This is a genomic window from Pantoea sp. Fr+CA_20 (genome assembly GCF_024520835.1).
Classification (GTDB): domain Bacteria; phylum Pseudomonadota; class Gammaproteobacteria; order Enterobacterales; family Enterobacteriaceae; genus Pantoea; species Pantoea allii.
On record NZ_JALNPN010000004.1, the window covers coordinates 63,518 to 81,511 of the forward strand.

Annotated in this window: 13 protein-coding genes; 5 read left to right on the top strand and 8 right to left on the bottom strand. The window is 52.8% G+C overall.

The genetic code is table 11. The features are described 5' to 3' along the window. Positions 1-17 precede the first annotated feature (17 nt). Together NR177_RS07195 and malX are read right to left on the bottom strand one after the other, a co-directional pair. On the bottom strand, positions 18-1,193 hold the full coding sequence (locus NR177_RS07195) for a MalY/PatB family protein (RefSeq protein WP_256852648.1): 1,176 nt from the start codon (positions 1,191-1,193) through the stop codon (positions 18-20). 17 nt (positions 1,194-1,210) lie between these two features. Continuing rightward, positions 1,211-2,797: a maltose/glucose-specific PTS transporter subunit IIBC gene (malX, locus tag NR177_RS07200; protein WP_256852555.1), complete on the bottom strand. Its 1,587-nt coding sequence runs from the start codon at positions 2,795-2,797 to the stop codon at positions 1,211-1,213. A 171-nt stretch (positions 2,798-2,968) separates the two neighbouring features. On the opposite strand from malX, the gene malI reads away from it, so the two are divergent. Next, entirely contained in the window at positions 2,969-4,000 is a 1,032-nt protein-coding gene (gene malI, locus NR177_RS07205) for a Mal regulon transcriptional regulator MalI (protein WP_110982933.1), read from the top strand. Between the two features lie 40 nt (positions 4,001-4,040). Here the strand turns inward: malI and NR177_RS07210 are convergent, their stop codons facing one another. Both NR177_RS07210 and manA read right to left on the bottom strand, forming a co-directional pair. Next, complete coding sequence (locus NR177_RS07210; RefSeq protein ID WP_256852556.1) at positions 4,041-5,540, bottom strand: YdgA family protein; 1,500 nt, start codon at positions 5,538-5,540, stop codon at positions 4,041-4,043. Positions 5,541-5,671: 131 nt separating this feature from the next. Beyond that, entirely contained in the window at positions 5,672-6,847 is a 1,176-nt protein-coding gene (manA, locus tag NR177_RS07215) for a mannose-6-phosphate isomerase (RefSeq protein WP_256852557.1), read from the bottom strand. A 197-nt stretch (positions 6,848-7,044) separates the two neighbouring features. On the opposite strand from manA, the gene fumC reads away from it, so the two are divergent. Next, entirely contained in the window at positions 7,045-8,442 is a 1,398-nt protein-coding gene (fumC, locus tag NR177_RS07220) for a class II fumarate hydratase (protein ID WP_256852558.1), read from the top strand. 33 nt (positions 8,443-8,475) lie between these two features. Here fumC and tus read toward each other — a convergent pair whose 3' ends face one another. Beyond that, positions 8,476-9,417, bottom strand: a complete 942-nt coding sequence (gene tus, locus NR177_RS07225) for a DNA replication terminus site-binding protein (RefSeq protein ID WP_256852559.1) — start codon at positions 9,415-9,417, stop codon at positions 8,476-8,478. A gap of 192 nt (positions 9,418-9,609) precedes the next feature. Here tus and NR177_RS07230 point away from each other — a divergent pair, with 192 nt between their 5' ends. Both NR177_RS07230 and NR177_RS07235 read left to right on the top strand, forming a co-directional pair. Next, the gene (locus NR177_RS07230) at positions 9,610-10,797 is read left to right on the top strand and encodes an MFS transporter (RefSeq protein ID WP_256852560.1); all 1,188 of its coding nucleotides are present in this window, start codon (positions 9,610-9,612) and stop codon (positions 10,795-10,797) included. Positions 10,798-10,985: 188 nt separating this feature from the next. Then, positions 10,986-11,480: an Rrf2 family transcriptional regulator gene (locus NR177_RS07235; RefSeq protein WP_063879521.1), complete on the top strand. Its 495-nt coding sequence runs from the start codon at positions 10,986-10,988 to the stop codon at positions 11,478-11,480. A 99-nt stretch (positions 11,481-11,579) separates the two neighbouring features. Here the strand turns inward: NR177_RS07235 and NR177_RS07240 are convergent, their stop codons facing one another. The 3 genes from NR177_RS07240 to NR177_RS07250 form a co-directional block, all read right to left on the bottom strand. Continuing rightward, on the bottom strand, positions 11,580-12,761 hold the full coding sequence (locus NR177_RS07240; protein ID WP_256852561.1) for a S9 family peptidase: 1,182 nt from the start codon (positions 12,759-12,761) through the stop codon (positions 11,580-11,582). Between the two features lie 236 nt (positions 12,762-12,997). Next, positions 12,998-16,153, bottom strand: a complete 3,156-nt coding sequence (gene oqxB / locus NR177_RS07245; RefSeq protein WP_256852562.1) for a multidrug efflux RND transporter permease subunit OqxB — start codon at positions 16,151-16,153, stop codon at positions 12,998-13,000. 12 nt (positions 16,154-16,165) lie between these two features. After that, on the bottom strand, positions 16,166-17,320 hold the full coding sequence (locus tag NR177_RS07250) for an efflux RND transporter periplasmic adaptor subunit (RefSeq protein WP_096010680.1): 1,155 nt from the start codon (positions 17,318-17,320) through the stop codon (positions 16,166-16,168). 305 nt (positions 17,321-17,625) lie between these two features. Between NR177_RS07250 and NR177_RS07255 the strand changes: the two genes are divergently transcribed. Continuing rightward, a complete protein-coding gene (locus NR177_RS07255; protein WP_063879524.1) occupies positions 17,626-17,982 on the top strand; it encodes a helix-turn-helix domain-containing protein in 357 nt (118 codons plus the stop codon). Positions 17,983-17,994 lie beyond the last annotated feature (12 nt).

Genomic DNA, 17,994 nt, shown 5'->3' on the forward strand with positions numbered 1-17,994 from the left:
AATTACCGCACCTCGTCCTAACTTCTTAAAGTCTGAATAGCGGAAAGTAAACCGGATACACCGGCATCAACTTTACGCCGTGGGCACCCGACATTTAAGCGTAAACAGTTTTTGCTGGTTTCCCCATAAGTCGCACCTGGCATTATCGCTATTCGCTGTTCATGAATAAGCTTGTACTGCAACAGGTCTGCATCAATGTTAAGTGGACTCAAATCGATCCAGGCAAGATAAGTGGCTTGTGGAACCACCCAGTTAAGGTCGGGGAAACGGTTATTAAGCCTTTCAGCCAGATAACAGAGATTAGCGCGCAGGTAACGGCGTAAGGCATCCAGCCAGGGCGCGCCTTCACGATAAGCTGCAATATGCGCTGCGACAGCCATGACGGACGGAGAAGATAATCCGTCGCGGTTTTTCATCATGTTGAACCATGCCGTCCGATCGACAGCCGAGGGAATAATGCCCCATGCGCCAGTTAACGCAGGAATATTAAAACTCTTGGATGCCGAGGTAAAAAGCGCCCAGTTATCACGCGCGACTTTTGACCAAGGGAGATGCGTATCGTTGCCCGTCACCATATCCATATGAATCTCGTCACTTATTACCTTAACCTTATGACGTTCACAGAGCGCGGCTATTTGATTGAGTTCCTCATGCGTCCAGACTTTTCCGGTCGGGTTATGGGGGCTACATAGCAGCAGTACTTTACAGCGAGGCCGGGCAAGTCGTTTCTCCAGTTGCGACATATCGCAGTGCCACGCTTTGGCTTCATAATGAAGCGGCATTTCTACTACGTGGCGCTGACTGGCACGAATTGTTTTATAAAATCCGTCATAAGCGGGAGTGTGAATGATGACTTCATCGCCTGCTTCACTCCATAGATGTAACATTTGTGACACCATATAAATTACAGAGGGAGCATACACAATGGTGCTTGCATCAGGTTGGTAGTGAAAGCGGCTGCTCATCCAGTGTTGACATGCCGAAAGAAAGTCATCGTGTTGCCAGCGAGTGTAGCCAAAAACACCATGCTCTAAACGTTGCATGAGTGCCTGCCTGATGCAGGGTGCAGTAACAAAATCCATGTCCGAGATAGTGAAGGGGAGTAAATCCATTACGCCAAAACGGTCAGCAACAAAATCCCACTGTGTACACCAACTGCCATGACGATCGGTCACTGTGTCGAAGTCGTACATTGTGCAATTGCTTCCGTTCATGCGGCACCTATCAGGTATGAGAGTTCATCTTTAACGGATTGTACCTGAGGTCCAATCACCACCTGTATGCTGGTTTGATTAAGGTGAACAACACCCAGAGCGCCATTGGCTTTTAATGCCACATCATCGACCTGACTACTGTCGACGACGGTTATCCGTAATCGTGTCAGGCAGTTATCCAGCGACGTAATATTATCTACGCCGCCCAGAGCAGTGAGGATTGCTGGCGCGTTATAACCCGATTTACCTTTGCCCGCACTGCTGACTTTTTGTTGTAAAGTGGTCGCTGATTCAACATCTCGTCCGGGCGTTTTAATATTAAAGTGCAGGATGGCAAAGCGAAAAATAAGGTAGTAACTCACAAACCAGATGGCAGAAATGAATGGCACCCAATACCACTTGGTTGATAAACCATGCAATACGCCGAATACGATGAAGTCAATGACATTACCATCCGTATTACCGATAGTGACACCAAGCAGAGCCATTACAGTAAAGCCGAGGCCAGTCAGTATGGCATGGAGTAAATAGAGGAAGGGGGCGACAAACAAAAATAAGAATTCGATCGGTTCTGTCGTTCCACCCACAACACAGGCCACCACGCCAGAAATCAATAATCCCTTCACGTTATGGCGATTTTCGGGGCGAGCACAATGATACATCGCCAGCGCTGCTCCCGGTAATCCTCCCAAAAAGGCAGGCATTTTTCCTTGAGACAGAAAGCGAGTAGCGCTTTCTGCGAAGCCTTGCGTTTCTGGGCATGCGAGTTGTGCCTGAAAAATTGTTAAGGCACCACTTACCGTTTTGCCGCAAACATCAAGTGTGCCGCCAGCATCGGTAAAGCGCATAATAGCCACCAGGATGTGCTGCAAACCAAAAGGCAACAGCAAACGCTCTCCAGTGCCAAAAATCATCGGACCTAAATGGCCTGCGCTATTAATCATCCAGCCCAGCCCGGTGATAGCGCGCGCGAAAAAAGGCCAAATTAAGGGCACAATAAGCCCCAGCATGCCCATCACGATGGTGGTAATTATCGGTACAAACCGCGTTCCGCCAAAAAATGCGAGTGCATCCGGCAGACGAATTGTATGAAACCGCTCATGAAGCCGGAACACAATAATACCCACAATGACAGCACCCAGAATACCCGTGTCAATTGACTGAATCCCCAGAACTGACTGCACATTGTTATTTTTGAGCAGAACCTCGTCGCTACTGGGCAATATGCCGTTAACATTGAGCCAAAAATTAATGATCAAATTCATGACCGCATAGCCGACAAATCCTGCAAAAGCCGCGACACCTTTATTTTCCCGTGCCATTCCGAGCGGAATGGCCACCGCAAACATTACGGGCAAATAGCTAAAGGCAAAAGAACCCATTTTGGCCATCCAGACAAAAATATATTGCAGGAAAGCCTGATCCAGAAAAGGAAGGAGTAACAGGACGTCACGGCTACTCAGGGAACTGCCTATTCCAAGCATGATGCCGCAAAATGACAGTAGTGCCACGGGTAACATAAACGTCTTTCCTAAACTTTGGAAAAACTCCCAGAGAGATATTTTAGGGCGAGGATTATTCATATTCACTCCGTCATAGTCAGCAGAAATAAACTGAACGGATGATAAAACGTTTTACCAAACACTATTGCGCTTTAAATCACATCTTTATCGGGAAAAAGATTTTATTTATGACAATTGAGATGTAACGTTTTACCTATAATCAAATCGGATATCCACCAGGTCAGATGCCTTATGATGCAGCAAAAAATTACGATTAATGATGTGGCTGATGCCGCGGGCGTTTCAGTCACGACCGTTTCTATGGTGCTGTCAGGCAAAGGTCGTATCTCCGCCGCGACAATAGAGCGGGTAAACCGAACGATTGAGGAATTGGGGTTTGTACGTAATCGTGCAGCGACAACGCTTCGCGGTGGGGAAAGTGGCGTCATTGGTCTGATCTTACAGGATTTTAGCCACCCATTTTATGCCGAAATGACCGCAGGGCTGTCTGAGAGTTTAGAAAAAAAAGGCAAAATGCTTTTTCTGACTCAAAGCGGCTTACAGGGGCAGAATCTTGACCGGTGTTTTGACGCATTAGTTGAGCAGGGTGTGGATGGGATTGTGTTCGGCGGAAGAATAGATAAAGCCGAGCATCTCATTGCTCGCGCAGCAGACAGGCAGGTTGCGCTGATTTTTGCAGCACGCTCCAGCTCCCATACGATGTTGGATACGGTCCGTAGCGATAATGCTCAGGCGGCAAGACTTGCCACTGAATATCTCATTCAGCACGGGCATCAGCGTATCGCCTGGCTTGGCGGAAGTAGTGCATCGTTAACACGAGCCGAGCGTATCGGCAGCTACTGTGCGACCCTGATGCAATATGGGCTGCCCTTCAAACCAGAATGGATCGTTGAATGTGGCAGTACACCAAAAGAGGCGTCGGAAGCCACCGTTAAACTCCTGCATCAACATCCTCATATCACGGCGGTTATGGCGTACAACGCGTCCACGACGCTGGGATGTTATTTTGGCTTGATCAAGAGCGGACGCAGTGTCAAAGGTGGCACCGTTGGAAGTTATTATGAGCAGCAAATTGCACTGCTCGGATTTGGTGATGATCCACTCGCGGAACTGGCCGATCCACCTATAACTCAGGTAATTGATTCTGCACGTGAAATGGGGCGGGCCGCTGCAGAGCGTATACTTCTGCGTATTGCACACCCAGAATCAGAGCGGCATGTGCAGATTATTGCGCCGCAGCTTATCGCGAGAGGATCAGCATAAAAAAAGGCGGCCAAAGCCGCCTGATTCAGGAAGATAACGCTTATTCTGGCATGCCTTCGTTGGTTGGCACGCCCAGCATATAACGCGACATAAACTGTTCCAGCGTCATTTTATCGCCATTCATATTCACCTGGCCGTTAGCATACTGCAGGCTGGTGACGATGTTGTTGTCCTGGGTTTGTGTCAGACGGAACATCTGCCCCATCGCCGCCAGGCCTTTAACCTGCTGATCGGCCAGCTTCTGCGCGTCGTCAGCCTGATAACCTTCTGCCAGTCCAATGTGACGCATGGTTTCTGTTGCCATTGGCATATTGATAGACAGTTTTAAATCCAGCGTTTTCAACACGCGGTCTACCGTGGCGGCCAGCGTCTGCGGCTCGCCAGTCACTGTCGATGGATCGTTAAAGTTCGCGTTCAGATTAAAGGTGCTTTCACCTTTATCATTCTTCCAGCTCAGAGGTGCAACGCTGATCGTTGGCGCGCCTTTTAACAGCACAGGCAGATTATTCAGCAGAATGGCACGAACGCCAGTCTGGAAACGTACCGGATCGTCTGCCACGCCGGGCTGATTCATCAGCGTGGTCAGCTGGGCGTTATAGTTATCAGAGAAGGTTTTTACGCTCTGCGCATCAAACTGTGACAGCTTCATTTTTAAGGCAAACTGGCCCAGATTTTGTTTTTGTACTTCAACGCCATCAATTTTGTAATTGATATCGCCACTGATTTTGCCCGCTTTGTTATCAAAGGCAGAATCACCGACCATCTTGTTAAGAATCACAGCGTCCTGACCATTCACGGCGGCGGCGACTTTATCCACGCTGATGGATTGATCGCCAATGCGCACGCCTTCGCTGGTGAGATGGGTATCGGCTTTAACTTTCAGGCCGTTCAGCGTAAACATGACTGGCTGGTCGACCTGATTCTTGCTGGTGATAGCAACGCTTGCGATGTCACTGTCCAGCGAGACTTTATCGCCTTTGTTATCTGCACTGATGTTCACCGTGCCGCCACTGGTGGCCGCGCGCTGCGCCGTTTGCGCATTTTGATAATCGATTGGCAGAATATTTACCGCGGTATCGGTGCTTCCACTGTAACCCACGCGCGTTTCAGCATTAATGAACGACTGGTTGTTCGTCAGCTCAAACAGTTTTTTGACCGCGTCGGTGTTAGTCAGGGTGGTATGAACCGATGCCATGCTCGGGATCAGGTTGAATTTTTTCAGTTGGGCGAACGGGAAAGGACCGTGATCGATCTGCTCATTAAGAATGATGCTCTGACCCGGTTTTAACAGCGGGTTATCTTCCGTTTGAGAGCTCGCCTGAATGACCACATTCATTTTACTGCTGAAAATGCCGCGTTGATAATCCTGATAGCTGACCTTCAGACGACTGTTGGGCGCCAGAGTAGTTAACTGAGCGTTGGCATTTTGAATCATCTGATCCATATTGCTTTCCAGCTTTTTGCCGGTAAACCATGCCGCACCTGTCCAGACTACGCCCAGAGCAACTACCACACCAACGGCAACTTGAGTCTTTTTCATTGCTGAATCGTCCTTATCCTTGATTTCATCCGCCTTGCAGACTGCGCCAGACAGCGGAAGAAGAAGCGCCCGCAGGCATTTTAGCTAATAGATTGAAATAATAGCAGTTAAGCGCAGTGACGTCAGCCGTCTCAGTTTAACGCATTAAATACACGTGCTACACGGCCGTGACCCACGATCGTCAGGGACGGATCGTTCGCCGCGACAAAACAGGATTCGCCGGGTTTTAGCACCAGTTGCTGCTGGCCGCAGACGAGCGTTGCCTCACCTTCAATGCAAAACAGCAGGGCTGCACTGTCCTGACAGACAGAAAGCGGCTTATCCGTAACCGTATGAATGGAAAATGAAAAATCATCCACCGGAATAGGGAATTCGAGACTGTTTTCGTGCTGTTCGGGTTGGGTCAGTAACTGACTGGCCGGTTTTTCTTCAAATTTCAGATTGGCCATCAGTTCTGGAATATCAATATATTTTGGCGTCAGGCCAGCGCGCAACACGTTATCGGAATTGGCCATGACTTCCAGCGCGACACCATGAAGATAGGCGTGCGGGGTTTCAGCAAACAGGAACATGGCTTCGCCGGGTTGCAGAGTGATCACGTTGAGCAGCAGCGGAGAAAACAGACCGCTGTCATCCGGATACTGCACGGCGATGTCGGTAATGGTCTGCCATGGCTCACCCTGGTGTTGCTGGGCTGTGGTCATCAGGACAGCTAACGCGTGCGATTTTGCATCGTTCTCAAGTGAGAGCAGGGTGGAAAACAGCGCGGCCAGGCTCTCCAGGTTAGGTTGGCGCAGGAACTGCGCAATCTGCGGATGCGCCCCGGCAACCGGCTCCAGCAGTGAAACCATCTCTTTCAGTTCGCGAAAGCCGTTGATGGCTTTAAAGGGCGTCAGCGCATAAACCAGTTCGGGTTTGTGGTTAGCGTCTTTGTAATTACGTTCCGCGGAGTTAAGTGGGATGGACGCGGCATTTTCCCGCGCAAAGCCCTCTTCGGCGGCGCGTTTGCAGGGATGCACCTGAATTGACAGCGGCTGATCGGCACACAGCACCTTAAACAGAAAAGGCAATTCGCCAAAGCGCTTCGCCACGGCATCGCCCAGCATCTGCTGCGGATTGGCCGCAATCACATCACGTAACGAACGGGGCTTGCCATGTTCTTCTACAGTCGATGGGCTTTTTGGGTGCGCCCCCATCCACAGTTCAGCCATCGGCAACTGCTTAGGATTCGCCATGCCATAAAGCGACGTTAATGCTGTTTTACTGCCCCATGCATAATTTTGCAGAGAGTTAGCCATTTTTTTCATGAAATTAATTGCCTTACTGGCGGGAAATATTGCGCTTATTAAACCAGAAACTGACATGGAAAATACATATCCAGCGCAAGAAGGATGCTAAGCTCGGAGGATGTTAATAAATTGTATAGGTTTAACCGCGTCAGACAGGCTTTAACCGGCAATGGGTGACGCGACGTCTTATCTAAAACTGTGCTAAGGAGAGAATCATGGCAGCCAATCGCGTTGAAAAAGATTCAATGGGGCCAATTGATGTACCGGCTGAGAAACTTTGGGGCGCACAGACACAGCGCTCACTGGAGCATTTCCGTATTTCGACAGAAAAAATGCCTGTCGCGTTGGTTCACGCGCTGGCCATGACCAAGCGTGCCGCCGCCAGCGTTAACCGGGATCTGGGTTTATTGCCAGCGGAGCGGGCTGAAGCGATCGTTAACGCCGCCGATGAGGTGTTAGCGGACAAGCACAGTGACGAGTTCCCCCTGGCGATCTGGCAGACCGGTTCCGGCACCCAGACCAACATGAACATGAATGAAGTGTTGGCTAACCGCGCCAGTGAACTGCTCGGCGGCGAGCGCGGAATGGCGCGTCTGGTGCATCCTAACGACGATGTTAACAAGAGCCAGAGTTCGAATGATGTGTTTCCCACCGCCATGCACGTGGCGGCAGTGATTGCGGTTCGCGAACATCTGGTTCCACAGCTGAACGTGCTTAAACAAACGCTGAGCGCCAAGTCAGAGGCGTTCAAAGACATCGTTAAAATTGGCCGTACACATTTACAGGATGCCACGCCGTTAACGCTGGGCCAGGAAATCTCTGGCTGGGTCGCCATGCTCGAACATAATCTTAAGCATATTGAGCAGAGCATTCCGCACCTTGCGGAGCTGGCTCTGGGCGGCACGGCGGTGGGAACCGGCCTGAATACCCATCCTGAATACGCGGTTCGCGTGGCTAAAGCCTTAGCCGATTTAACCCAACAACCTTTTGTGACCGCGCCGAATAAATTTGAGGCGCTGGCAACCTGTGATGCGCTGGTACATGCGCACGGGGCGCTTAAAGGGCTGGCGGCGTCGCTGATGAAGATTGCCAATGATGTGCGCTGGCTGTCATCAGGCCCACGCTGTGGTATCGGTGAAATCGCTATCCCGGAAAACGAACCGGGCAGCTCGATTATGCCAGGTAAGGTGAATCCAACCCAGTGCGAAGCCCTGACAATGCTGTGCTGCCAGGTGATGGGGAATGATGTGGCGATTAATATGGGCGGTGCGTCAGGCAACTTTGAGCTGAACGTTTATCGTCCGATGATTATCCATAACTTCCTGCAGTCGGTGCGTTTACTGGCAGATGGCACGGACAGTTTCAACCACCACTGCGCCACCGGTATTGAACCTGTACGTGAGCGAATTGAGCAATTGCTTAACGAGTCGCTTATGCTGGTTACCGCGTTAAATACGCATATTGGCTATGACAAAGCCGCGGAAATTGCCAAGCAGGCTCACAAACAAGGCTTAACGCTTAAAGCCTCGGCGCTGAAGCTGGGTTATCTCACTGAAGAAGAGTTTGATGCCTGGGTTCGTCCGGAAGAAATGGTCGGCAGTATGAAGCAGTAAGTCAGGTGCATCAGGGCCAGCACGGCCCTGATGTCATACCGGACAATCCACCCATAAATGTAGTCGGGGAATCAGCAAATACAGTGGTTCAGCGGCAGGCTTATAGCGATGCGTAATATTGTCGGCATCATAATTCAACAGTTCACCTAACTGGGGCACCTGGCTGCGGTCGCGACACAGCACCAAAATCGGTGACGGACAGGCCAACTGGGTTTGCTTTTTCTCTTCTGCGCGCCAGACCCGCGCAATAGGCTGCACTTTGACCGGACGCTTGATTTTAAGACGCGCCGAAGCGGGAAGGGCACGCACATCCGCCAGCTCTTGCTGCACCTTTTCTGCCCACTGCTCACGCGTCCAGGGCGCCTGTGCGCGACCGGCTTTCAGGCTTTTTTCCAGTTGGGCGACAATTTCTTCCCGTTTCACGTTTTTAATGACCTGCTTATTGGCCCAACCAAAACGTAAACTCTCTGGTGCCGCGATAGCGGTAAGGGTTCGGTAGGCATTAAGGGTGATCAGTCCACGTAAATGCTGATGAACAAATTCAAAGCGGGCTTCAGAGGGCAGGCCGGACTCCACGGTAATCAACTGCTCCAGACGGGCTTTACATTGATTGATCCCCGCGATACGGCCGGTCAGTTCACGCTCTTCCTGTTCGTTGCATTCAATGCAAAGCGCACCCGGTAAGCGCACGGCGGCTTTAGTGCTGAGCTTTTCCGACTGATGTTGCATAAACAACCGACAGTAGTGATTAAGCGCCATCTCGCGTGCCGCAATGCCAAGATGCTGCTCGACGGTAATCTGGCTGATGGGGTCATGTTCGTGGCCTTTTTCGACCGGCGGTAAACGAAAGACCCGGGCAATCAACAGCGGAAGCGACTCTGTCTGCTGACGGAGTTCCCCCAATGCCTGCTCAAGATCCTTTACGCATTGCTGCATGTCTGTCACTAAATCGTAGCGCACTGTTGCCATCTCCATAGTTACAACATGCTTACTGTGGCAGAACGGTTCCTTCTCTGCAATAGTGCTTATAGTTACAACATACTTTTACTGAGGCAATGAAAACCGTGCCGCCAGCCTGCGTTGACAGCAAAAAAGCCATCGGCAACATTTTTCCCCCTATGCATTAACATGTTATAAAAACCCTTTGCCTGCTAACGGATGCCCGACATGGATGTAATGAAAAAGCCTGGTTCATTCAGCATTATCCTTATGGGGCTGGTTCAGATCGTCTCATGGGGGGGATCTTTCTACCTGATGGCGGTGATGGCTGCGCCCATCGTGGCGGAAACCGGCTGGTCACAACAGTGGGTTTATGGCGCGCTGTCGTTGGGTATTCTGGTCTCCGGGCTACTGGCACCTCGCTGTGGGCGCATCATTGCACAGACCGGCGGGCGTTTGATGCTGGCATTAAACGGGCTCGTCATGGCAGCAGGGTTAACCCTGATGGGGTTCAGCCATCATTTACCTGTATTTTTATTTGCCTGGGTGATCATTGGTGTGGGCATGGCGATGGGGCTGTACGATGCGCTGTTTGCCACGCTGGGCACTCGCTATGGCGGACACGCGCGCGGTGCCATTACCGGCATCACGCTCATCTCGGGATTCTGCACCAGCCTGGTTTGGCCGGGCACGGCGCTGCTTATTCACTGGCTTGACTGGCGCGGCGCCTGTTTCGCCATCGCCGGGTTGTTACTGGTCTGTGTCCTGCCTGCCTATCTGTTTGCATTGCCGCCAGGTAAACCGCCCGCACCGGTAAAGCGTAATAAAAGTCCGCACGGCGCTGAAGCGGATTTTCCTGTAGTGCTGTTCCGCCTGCTGTGCGCCATTTTTACCCTGGCATCGGTGATCATGACGGCGATATCCGTTCAGTTAATCACGCTGCTGGAAGCAAGCGGTTACAGCCTGGCCTCTGCGCTAGCAATCAGTGCCATTCTGGGGCCGTGTCAGGTGGCGTCGCGCATTATCGATATGGCTTTTAAAGGCGGGCATCCCATCTGGACCACATTTTTTTCAGTGGGATTGGTCGCGCTGGGTTTATTGCTGTTGGCACTGTTTCCTCAAACGGCGCTGTTCAGCATGATATTGTACGGCGCGGGCAACGGCCTGCGTGCGATTGTGCGTGGCACCTTGCCGCTGGTGATGGTTAAGCCGGAAGCCTATGCGGTACTGGCGGGCAGAATGGCGCGTCCGGCGCTGATCGGTCAGGCGCTGACGCCGCTGGTGTTTGGCTATGTATTTGCCACCTATGGGGCAAACGTCACGTTGTGGCTCCTGTGCGTGCTGGCCGTGCTTAATGTATTGCTGGTGGTGGCGCTGAAAAAACGGCTTCCCGCGCGCGTCAGTGCTGCACCGTAAGCGAATCGGGGAAGTGGCAGGGCGGTAAGCACCTTGTGCTGTCGTGGGCCTTATGCTGGTGAATATGTGCCTTGTCGCGGGCCTGTTGCTTCTAAAAAGTAACCGTGTTTGTTATATTTACAGCTGATTCATTGTTCACTCATGCGGCAATACAACAATAAAAACGTACCGCAACTCAGGATACAAAGATGCTTGATTATCGCTTCCCGACAGCTTTGCAAATGGTTCTGAGCGTGGCGATGGCGGAGCAAATGGGAAAACGCTCTACCAGCGCGATTCTCGCTTACGGGCTTGAAGCAAACCCAAGTTTTATACGCAAGTTGATGGTGCCATTGACGCGTGACGGAATTATCGTGTCCACGCTGGGTCGTACTGGTTCCATCCATCTTGGCCGACCGGCGGCGGATATCACTCTGCGTGATATTTATGTCTCCGTCACCGATGACAAAAAACTCTGGGCCGCCCGCCCGGACGTTGCCCCGCGCTGTCTGGTCAGCGCCAACCTGTGCTGGTATTTTAAATCCATCGCAGAAGAAGCCGAGCAGGCATCCCTGGCGGTATTAGCCAAACGTACCGTTGCGGATGCGCTAAATGAGCTTAAAACCCACGATACCAGCAACTGCACCGCCGTGCCTGAGCCGGATGTGGCAGAGCCAGAAAACCTGTGCAAAAAAAGCCGCTGATGCGGCTTTTTTTATGTGCGTGTCCCGTCCCGCCCTGAAAAAAAACCGCAAGTGGCCCGCAACCCGGCTTTGTCTTTGATCCTGTTTCAGGGCGCCTCATCACTGTGGTACGTCATCCTTTCGCGCGCGAGCCTGGCGCATCACAACCTCATCATTGACGGCATACAGCGCGCAGATGCTTTTTTTCTCGCGGTTATAACGGTTGCAATTTTGCAGTGCTCGTACGGCCGCGGCATCGCGTGTTCTTGCATGGTAAGCTGTCCCCCATGCGCCGTCCGGGCTTACCGCGAAGGCTTTTTCATACAGACGGGACGCTGTGTAACGTTGGAAATCATTCAGCCCGGCCTTATTTAGCGTCTGAGGCGCGAACAGCCTCGCGTCTGCGAGAGAAACAACCTCTTGATAAGGCAGGTGATGCGCCTGAAGAAATGCTGAAACAGTCGGCCACCAGAATGCTTCAGGTGCGTTATCCATGAAAACATGCCCATTCTTACCAAAGGGGGGCATTTCACGAAATTCCGCGCTACCGCCCTGACGACGATAGGCGTTGTAAAACGTTCTTCCCATCTCGGGCGAGAAATCCTGATCGTTTGTTGAGTAGAGCCAGAGTGAAGGGATGCGTGCCGTGGCACCATAGCTTTCTAAGGCGCTAATCAACCCAGGCCCATCGCAGAGCGATTTACCGTCTTTGGCACCTCTGCCGCCGTCAAAATTAATGACGGCACTGACGCCGGGCGGATTGGTCGCGCTGGTGGCAATCACGGCAAAACCGCCGGAAGACATGCCAGCCAGAATCGCGTTTTCTTTTCGTGCCCAGGGCTGCTTTTTCAGGGCAGCCAGTGCAGCCAGAAGATCCATCTGGTCTTTCTTTCCGGCCTGCTTATGACGTGGCTGTTTGCATGAGCCACCTGCGTATTCTGTGGTTCCGCTTGATGTGCCATAGCCTTCACGCAGCACGACAACAGCCGCATAGCCGTGACGGGCAAACGCTAAAGCGGTACCTGACATGTAATTGGGATTCATCTCACCGCGATCAAACTCAGCTGCGCCCTCGGTACCCTGAGTAATCAACACCAGCGGCAGCGCTTGTGTTCCAACAGGGCGGGTAACAAAGGCATCCAACTGAGCAGGCTGGCCATCGCTCAGCTTTACCTCAAGGATCAGTGGCTCTCTTATCAGGCCATCCAGTTGCTGGTATTGAGACAGTGGCGAGCTGAACGAAGGAAGTGAAATCAATAACAGCTTCAGAAGCATCAGATTGCGCTGAAAACGAAACGGCATGCTGGTCATTTCCTTTTGCTTAGAGAGGTTGCAAGTGCGGGCCATTGATTATCATCAGGCGGGATAGCGCGCCAGTCACATCATCCATAACAAATATGTCATGCTTGCAACCGCAAAAGACTGCCTCGTGAATAACAACACTTTTATTTTTAAAAGCTAAAGCAATAAACAGGCGAGGCAAGGATAAAGCAGGCTGGATGGCAACGGGCGATTTTTATCGCCCGTTGCCAAACCCATTACGGCGCGTTGTGTAAAGCGTGATGCGCAGCTTTACGCGTCACCAGCTTACGCAGCGCCACGTAGAACACCGGGGTCAGAAACAGACCAAACAGGGTGACGCCTAACATGCCGGAAAATACCGTTACACCCGTGACGCCCCGAACTTCAGCGCCCGCACCTTCACCCAGAATCAGGGGAATCGTACCGGCAATGAAAGCAATAGAGGTCATGACGATAGGGCGGAGACGCAGGCGACAGGCTTCCAGCGCGGCCTCAACAATGCCTTTGCCCTGAATCTCCAGTTCACGGGCGAATTCAACAATCAAAATGGCGTTTTTACAGGCCAGCCCCATGAGCACCACCAGTCCGACCTGCACAAACACGTTATTGTCGCCGCCGGTTAACCAGACGCCCACCAGGGCAGACAGCATCGTCATCGGCACAATCAGGATCACCGCCAGCGGCAGCGTCCAGCTCTCATACAGCGCGGCCAGCACCAGGAACGCCAGCAGGACAGCGACAGGGAAAACAATAAGCGCCGTATTGCCCTGCGTCGCCTGCTGATAGCTGAGATCGGTCCACTCAATATTCATACCGTTCGGCAGTAACTGGCCGGACAGGGTTTCAAGTTGACGCATCGCCTGAGCAGAAGAGAGCACGCGCGGATCGGCATCACCGATTAAGTCTGCTGCCGGATAGCCGTTATAACGAATAACCGGATCGGGTCCATAGGCCGTGGTGATGTGCACCATGCTGCCAATGGGCACCATTTCACCGCGGTCGTTGCGGGTACGCAGGTTCGCAATGTCCTCAACGCTGTCACGGAATTCCCCATCCGCCTGCGCCATGACGCGCCAGGTGCGGCCAAAACGGTTGAAATCGTTAACATAGGATGAACCCAGATAGGTTTGTAGCGTACTGAACAACGCGGTCAGCGCCACGCCCTGAGCTTTCGCTTTATCACGGTCAACCTGCACCTCTAACTGGGGCACGTTGGCCTGGTAAGAGGAAATGGGGAAGTGCATGCCTGGCGTCTGCATCACCGCACCCGAAAGAGTGTTAATGGCGGTTTGCAGTGCGCCATAGCCTAGTCCGGCCCGATCCTGCACGTACAGGGAATAGCCCGAACCCTGACCTAATCCCAGAATAGGCGGTGGCATAATCGAAAAGCCAAAGCCCTGTTGAATGCGGGAAATTTTCGCATTGATCTCCGCATTAATCTGCGCCGCCGTTTGTTTGCGCTCGCTGAAGGGTTTCAGGCCAAAAAAGACCGTGCCACTGTTCGGCGTGTTGGTAAACTGCAACGCATTCAGGCCGGGGAACGCCACCGCGTAAGCCACGCCTTCCGTTTGCAGGCCGATTTCGCTCATCTGTCGAATCACTTCATCGGTGCGCGCTAACGACGAGCCTTCCGGCATTTTTACGCCACCAATCAGGTAAAGTTTATCCTGAGTAGGAATAAATCCTCCCGGTACGGCATGAAACATCCAGCCTGCACCAACCAGTAATACCAGGTAGACGCCAAACACGGCACCGCGACGACGCAGTGTTTTTTCCACCATCGATTCATAGCCGTGCGCGCTGCGCTGAAAGACGCGGTTAAACGGACGGAAAATCCAGCCAAACAGCCGATCGATCAGGCGCGTCGGCATATCTTTCGGGGCCTGATGATCCTTAAGTAACAGCGCGGCCAGCGCGGGCGAAAGGGTGAGCGAGTTAATGGCGGAAATGACCGTTGAAATCGCAATGGTGGTGGCGAACTGCTTGTAAAACTGCCCGGTCACGCCCGACAGAAACGCCATGGGGACAAACACAGCACACAGCACCAGGGCAATAGCAATAATGGGACCGGAGACCTCACGCATCGCCTGATGCGCAGCCGCCTTAGGTGACAGTCCCATCTCGATATTGCGTTCAACGTTCTCCACCACCACGATGGCATCATCCACCACGATACCGATGGCCAGTACCAGCCCGAACAGGCTCAGCGTATTAAGCGAGAATCCAAGCAAATAAAGCACGCTGAATGTGCCTACCACCGACACGGGAACCGCCAGCAGGGGAATGATCGAGGCCCGCCAGGTTTGCAGGAACAGAATCACCACCAGCACCACAAGAAACACCGCTTCCAGCAGGGTTTGCACCACGGCCTTGATGGAGTCACGAACGAAAACGGTCGGATCGTAAGGCGCGGCCCACTTCACATCATCAGGGAAACGGGTTGCCAGTTCGTCCATTTTGGCCCGCACCGCATTGGACAGATCGATGGCGTTGGCTCCCGGTGCCTGGAAGATACCAATACCGACAGCGTCTTTGTTATTTAGCTGCGAACGCAGAGCATAGCTGCCCGAGCCCATTTCAATACGCGCGACATCACGCAGGCGCACCAGCGAACCGTCATCCGAGGTTTTTAAGATGATATCGCCAAACTGCTGCTCGTTCTCCAGCCGCCCCTGCATATTGATGGACAGGAGAAAATCGCTCTGTTTTTTTAACGGTTCTGCCCCAAGTTGCCCGGCGGACACCTGCACGTTCTGCTCCTGCATCGCGTTCACAACGTCAGACGCGGTTAAACCGCGCGCCGCCACTTTATTCGGGTCCAGCCAGACGCGCATCGCGTATTCACCGGCACCAAAAATCTGGATTTGCCCAACACCCGGCAGGCGGGCCAGCTCATCTTTCACTTTCAGCGTGGCGTAATTGCGCAGGTAGAGCGAATCGTATGTGTTATTCGGGGAAAACAGATGCACCACTAACGTCAGCGTTGGCGACATTTTTTGAGTGGTGATGCCGAGCCGACGCACGTCCTCCGGCAGCCGCGCTTCCGCCTGAGCCACGCGGTTTTGCACCTGAACCTGCGCCTGATCCGGATCGGTGCCGGGACGGAAGGTCACCGTGGTCACCAACACACCGTCAGAACCGGCCACCGACTTCATGTACATCATGTTTTCAACCCCGTTTATCGCTTCTTCGAGCGGGGTCGCTACGGAATCAGCGATCGCTTTCGGGTTAGCGCCAGGGTATTCAGCACGCACCTGTACGCTGGGCGGCACGACATCGGGATATTCACTGATGGGCAACAACGGGATAGCGATCAGCCCGGTAATAAAAATCAATACGGACAGCACGGCAGCAAAGATCGGCCGATCAATAAAAAAGCGGGAAAAATCCATAACAACCTCAGATTATTGAGCGGCAGTGGCAGCCATATCGACAGTTTTTGCCGTTACCGGCATACCGGGCATAAACACTTTTTGCAGTCCGGCAACGATAACCCGATCGCCTGCCTGTAAACCGGCGGCAACGATGCGTAATCCGTCTGCCATCGCGCCGGGCTTAACGTCCCGACGTTGGGCTTTCCCCTGGGCATCGACCACATAGACATATTTGCGGTCCTGGTCGGTCAGCACGGCTTTATCGTCGATCAACAGGGCATTAAACTGCGCGCTACCGGGAAGACGTACGCGGGCAAACAGGCCGGGCGTATAGGTGCGATCGCGGTTATCCAGCAGGGCGCGCATACGGATTGTGCCGGTGCTGGCGTTGAGTTGGTTATCCAGGAAGTCGACGTTGCCACGATGCGGATATCCCTGTTCCCCTGCCAGGGCAATTTCAACGGGCAGGGCGTGCCGCTGTTGTCCCTGACGCGCCATCGCCTGATAGTGCAGAAACGTCGTTTCATCGACGTCGAAATAGACGAACATCTTGTCCTGCGCGACCAGCGTGGTGAGCACGCTGGCGCTGTCACCGGCGGTGACCAGGTTGCCGCTGGTGATCATGGCCCGGCTGGCCCGACCGTCAATCGGGGCGGTCACGCGGGTAAAATCCAGATTGAGCTGGGCCATTGCCACAGAGGACTCAGCGGCGAGCACATCGGCCTGCGCCTGACTGGCTGTCGAACGCCGCTGTTCCCACATCTCGCGCGATACGGCCTGAGTCCCGACTAACTTCTCCGTTCGCGCCGATTCGCTTCGGGTCAGGCTGGCCTGACTCCGTGCCCGGGCCAGCGTCGCTTTTGCCTGTTCCAGCGCCGCGCGGTAGCTGCGATCGTCGATGGTAAACAGCACCTGACCTTTTTTAACCTCATCACCTTCGTGATAATTCACGGTATCGATATAACCCGAAACCCGTGGCCGAAGCTGCACGCTTTCTACGGCTTCGACGCGCCCGTTGAAGCTGTCCCACTGACTGACAGGCTTTACCAGTACATCTGCAACGCTGACCTCGGGCGGCGGCGGCGGTGCATTTTTTGTCTGGCCGGTGTCGCACCCGCTTAGCAGACTGACCAACAGTCCCATTCCCAGTAGGGTAGATCCCTGACGAACCCAGTTAGTAATCATTGTTGTGATTCCGCGATGAACAGTGAAATGAAGCCCGCAGGCCAATATTTGCAACTTCTATGGTTGCAATTTATCGCGAGGAGTGTAGGCTTGTGCGTCAAAGAACTGCAAGAATTACTGATACACTTTATGTGCGGTATGACAAGGCGAAGAAATCGGCCTGGCGGTGACTGAAAATAAGCCCCATAAAAAGTGCGGCATTTAATGTATTAATTAAACTTGCATTAAGTGGCATTGTCATCCACGCTTTTAGTGTAACTGCAACTGATACTAATACTGTTCGCTGCCGCGACGGGAGACTAAACATGATGAGTAACGCTTTTATTCACGACCTTATTGACTGGATCGACAACAACATCGAAGCACGTCTCGATCTCGACACCGTTTCTGAGCGCGCGGGCTACTCAAAATGGCACCTGCAACGGATGTTCAAAGAGCACACGGGCTATCCACTGGGTGAATATATTCGCATTAAAAAGCTGAAAAAGTCGGCTGACCGCCTGACCAGCACCAATGAACCAATCCTGAACGTGGCGATATCGCTGGGTTTTGACTCTCAGCAGTCTTTCAATCGCAGCTTCAAACGACAGTATGGTGTGGCGCCGGGCGCATGGCGTCGTCACAGCGTGCCTTCTCAGGCTGCCATGCAGTCAATGCAGTAAACACCGCCGGGG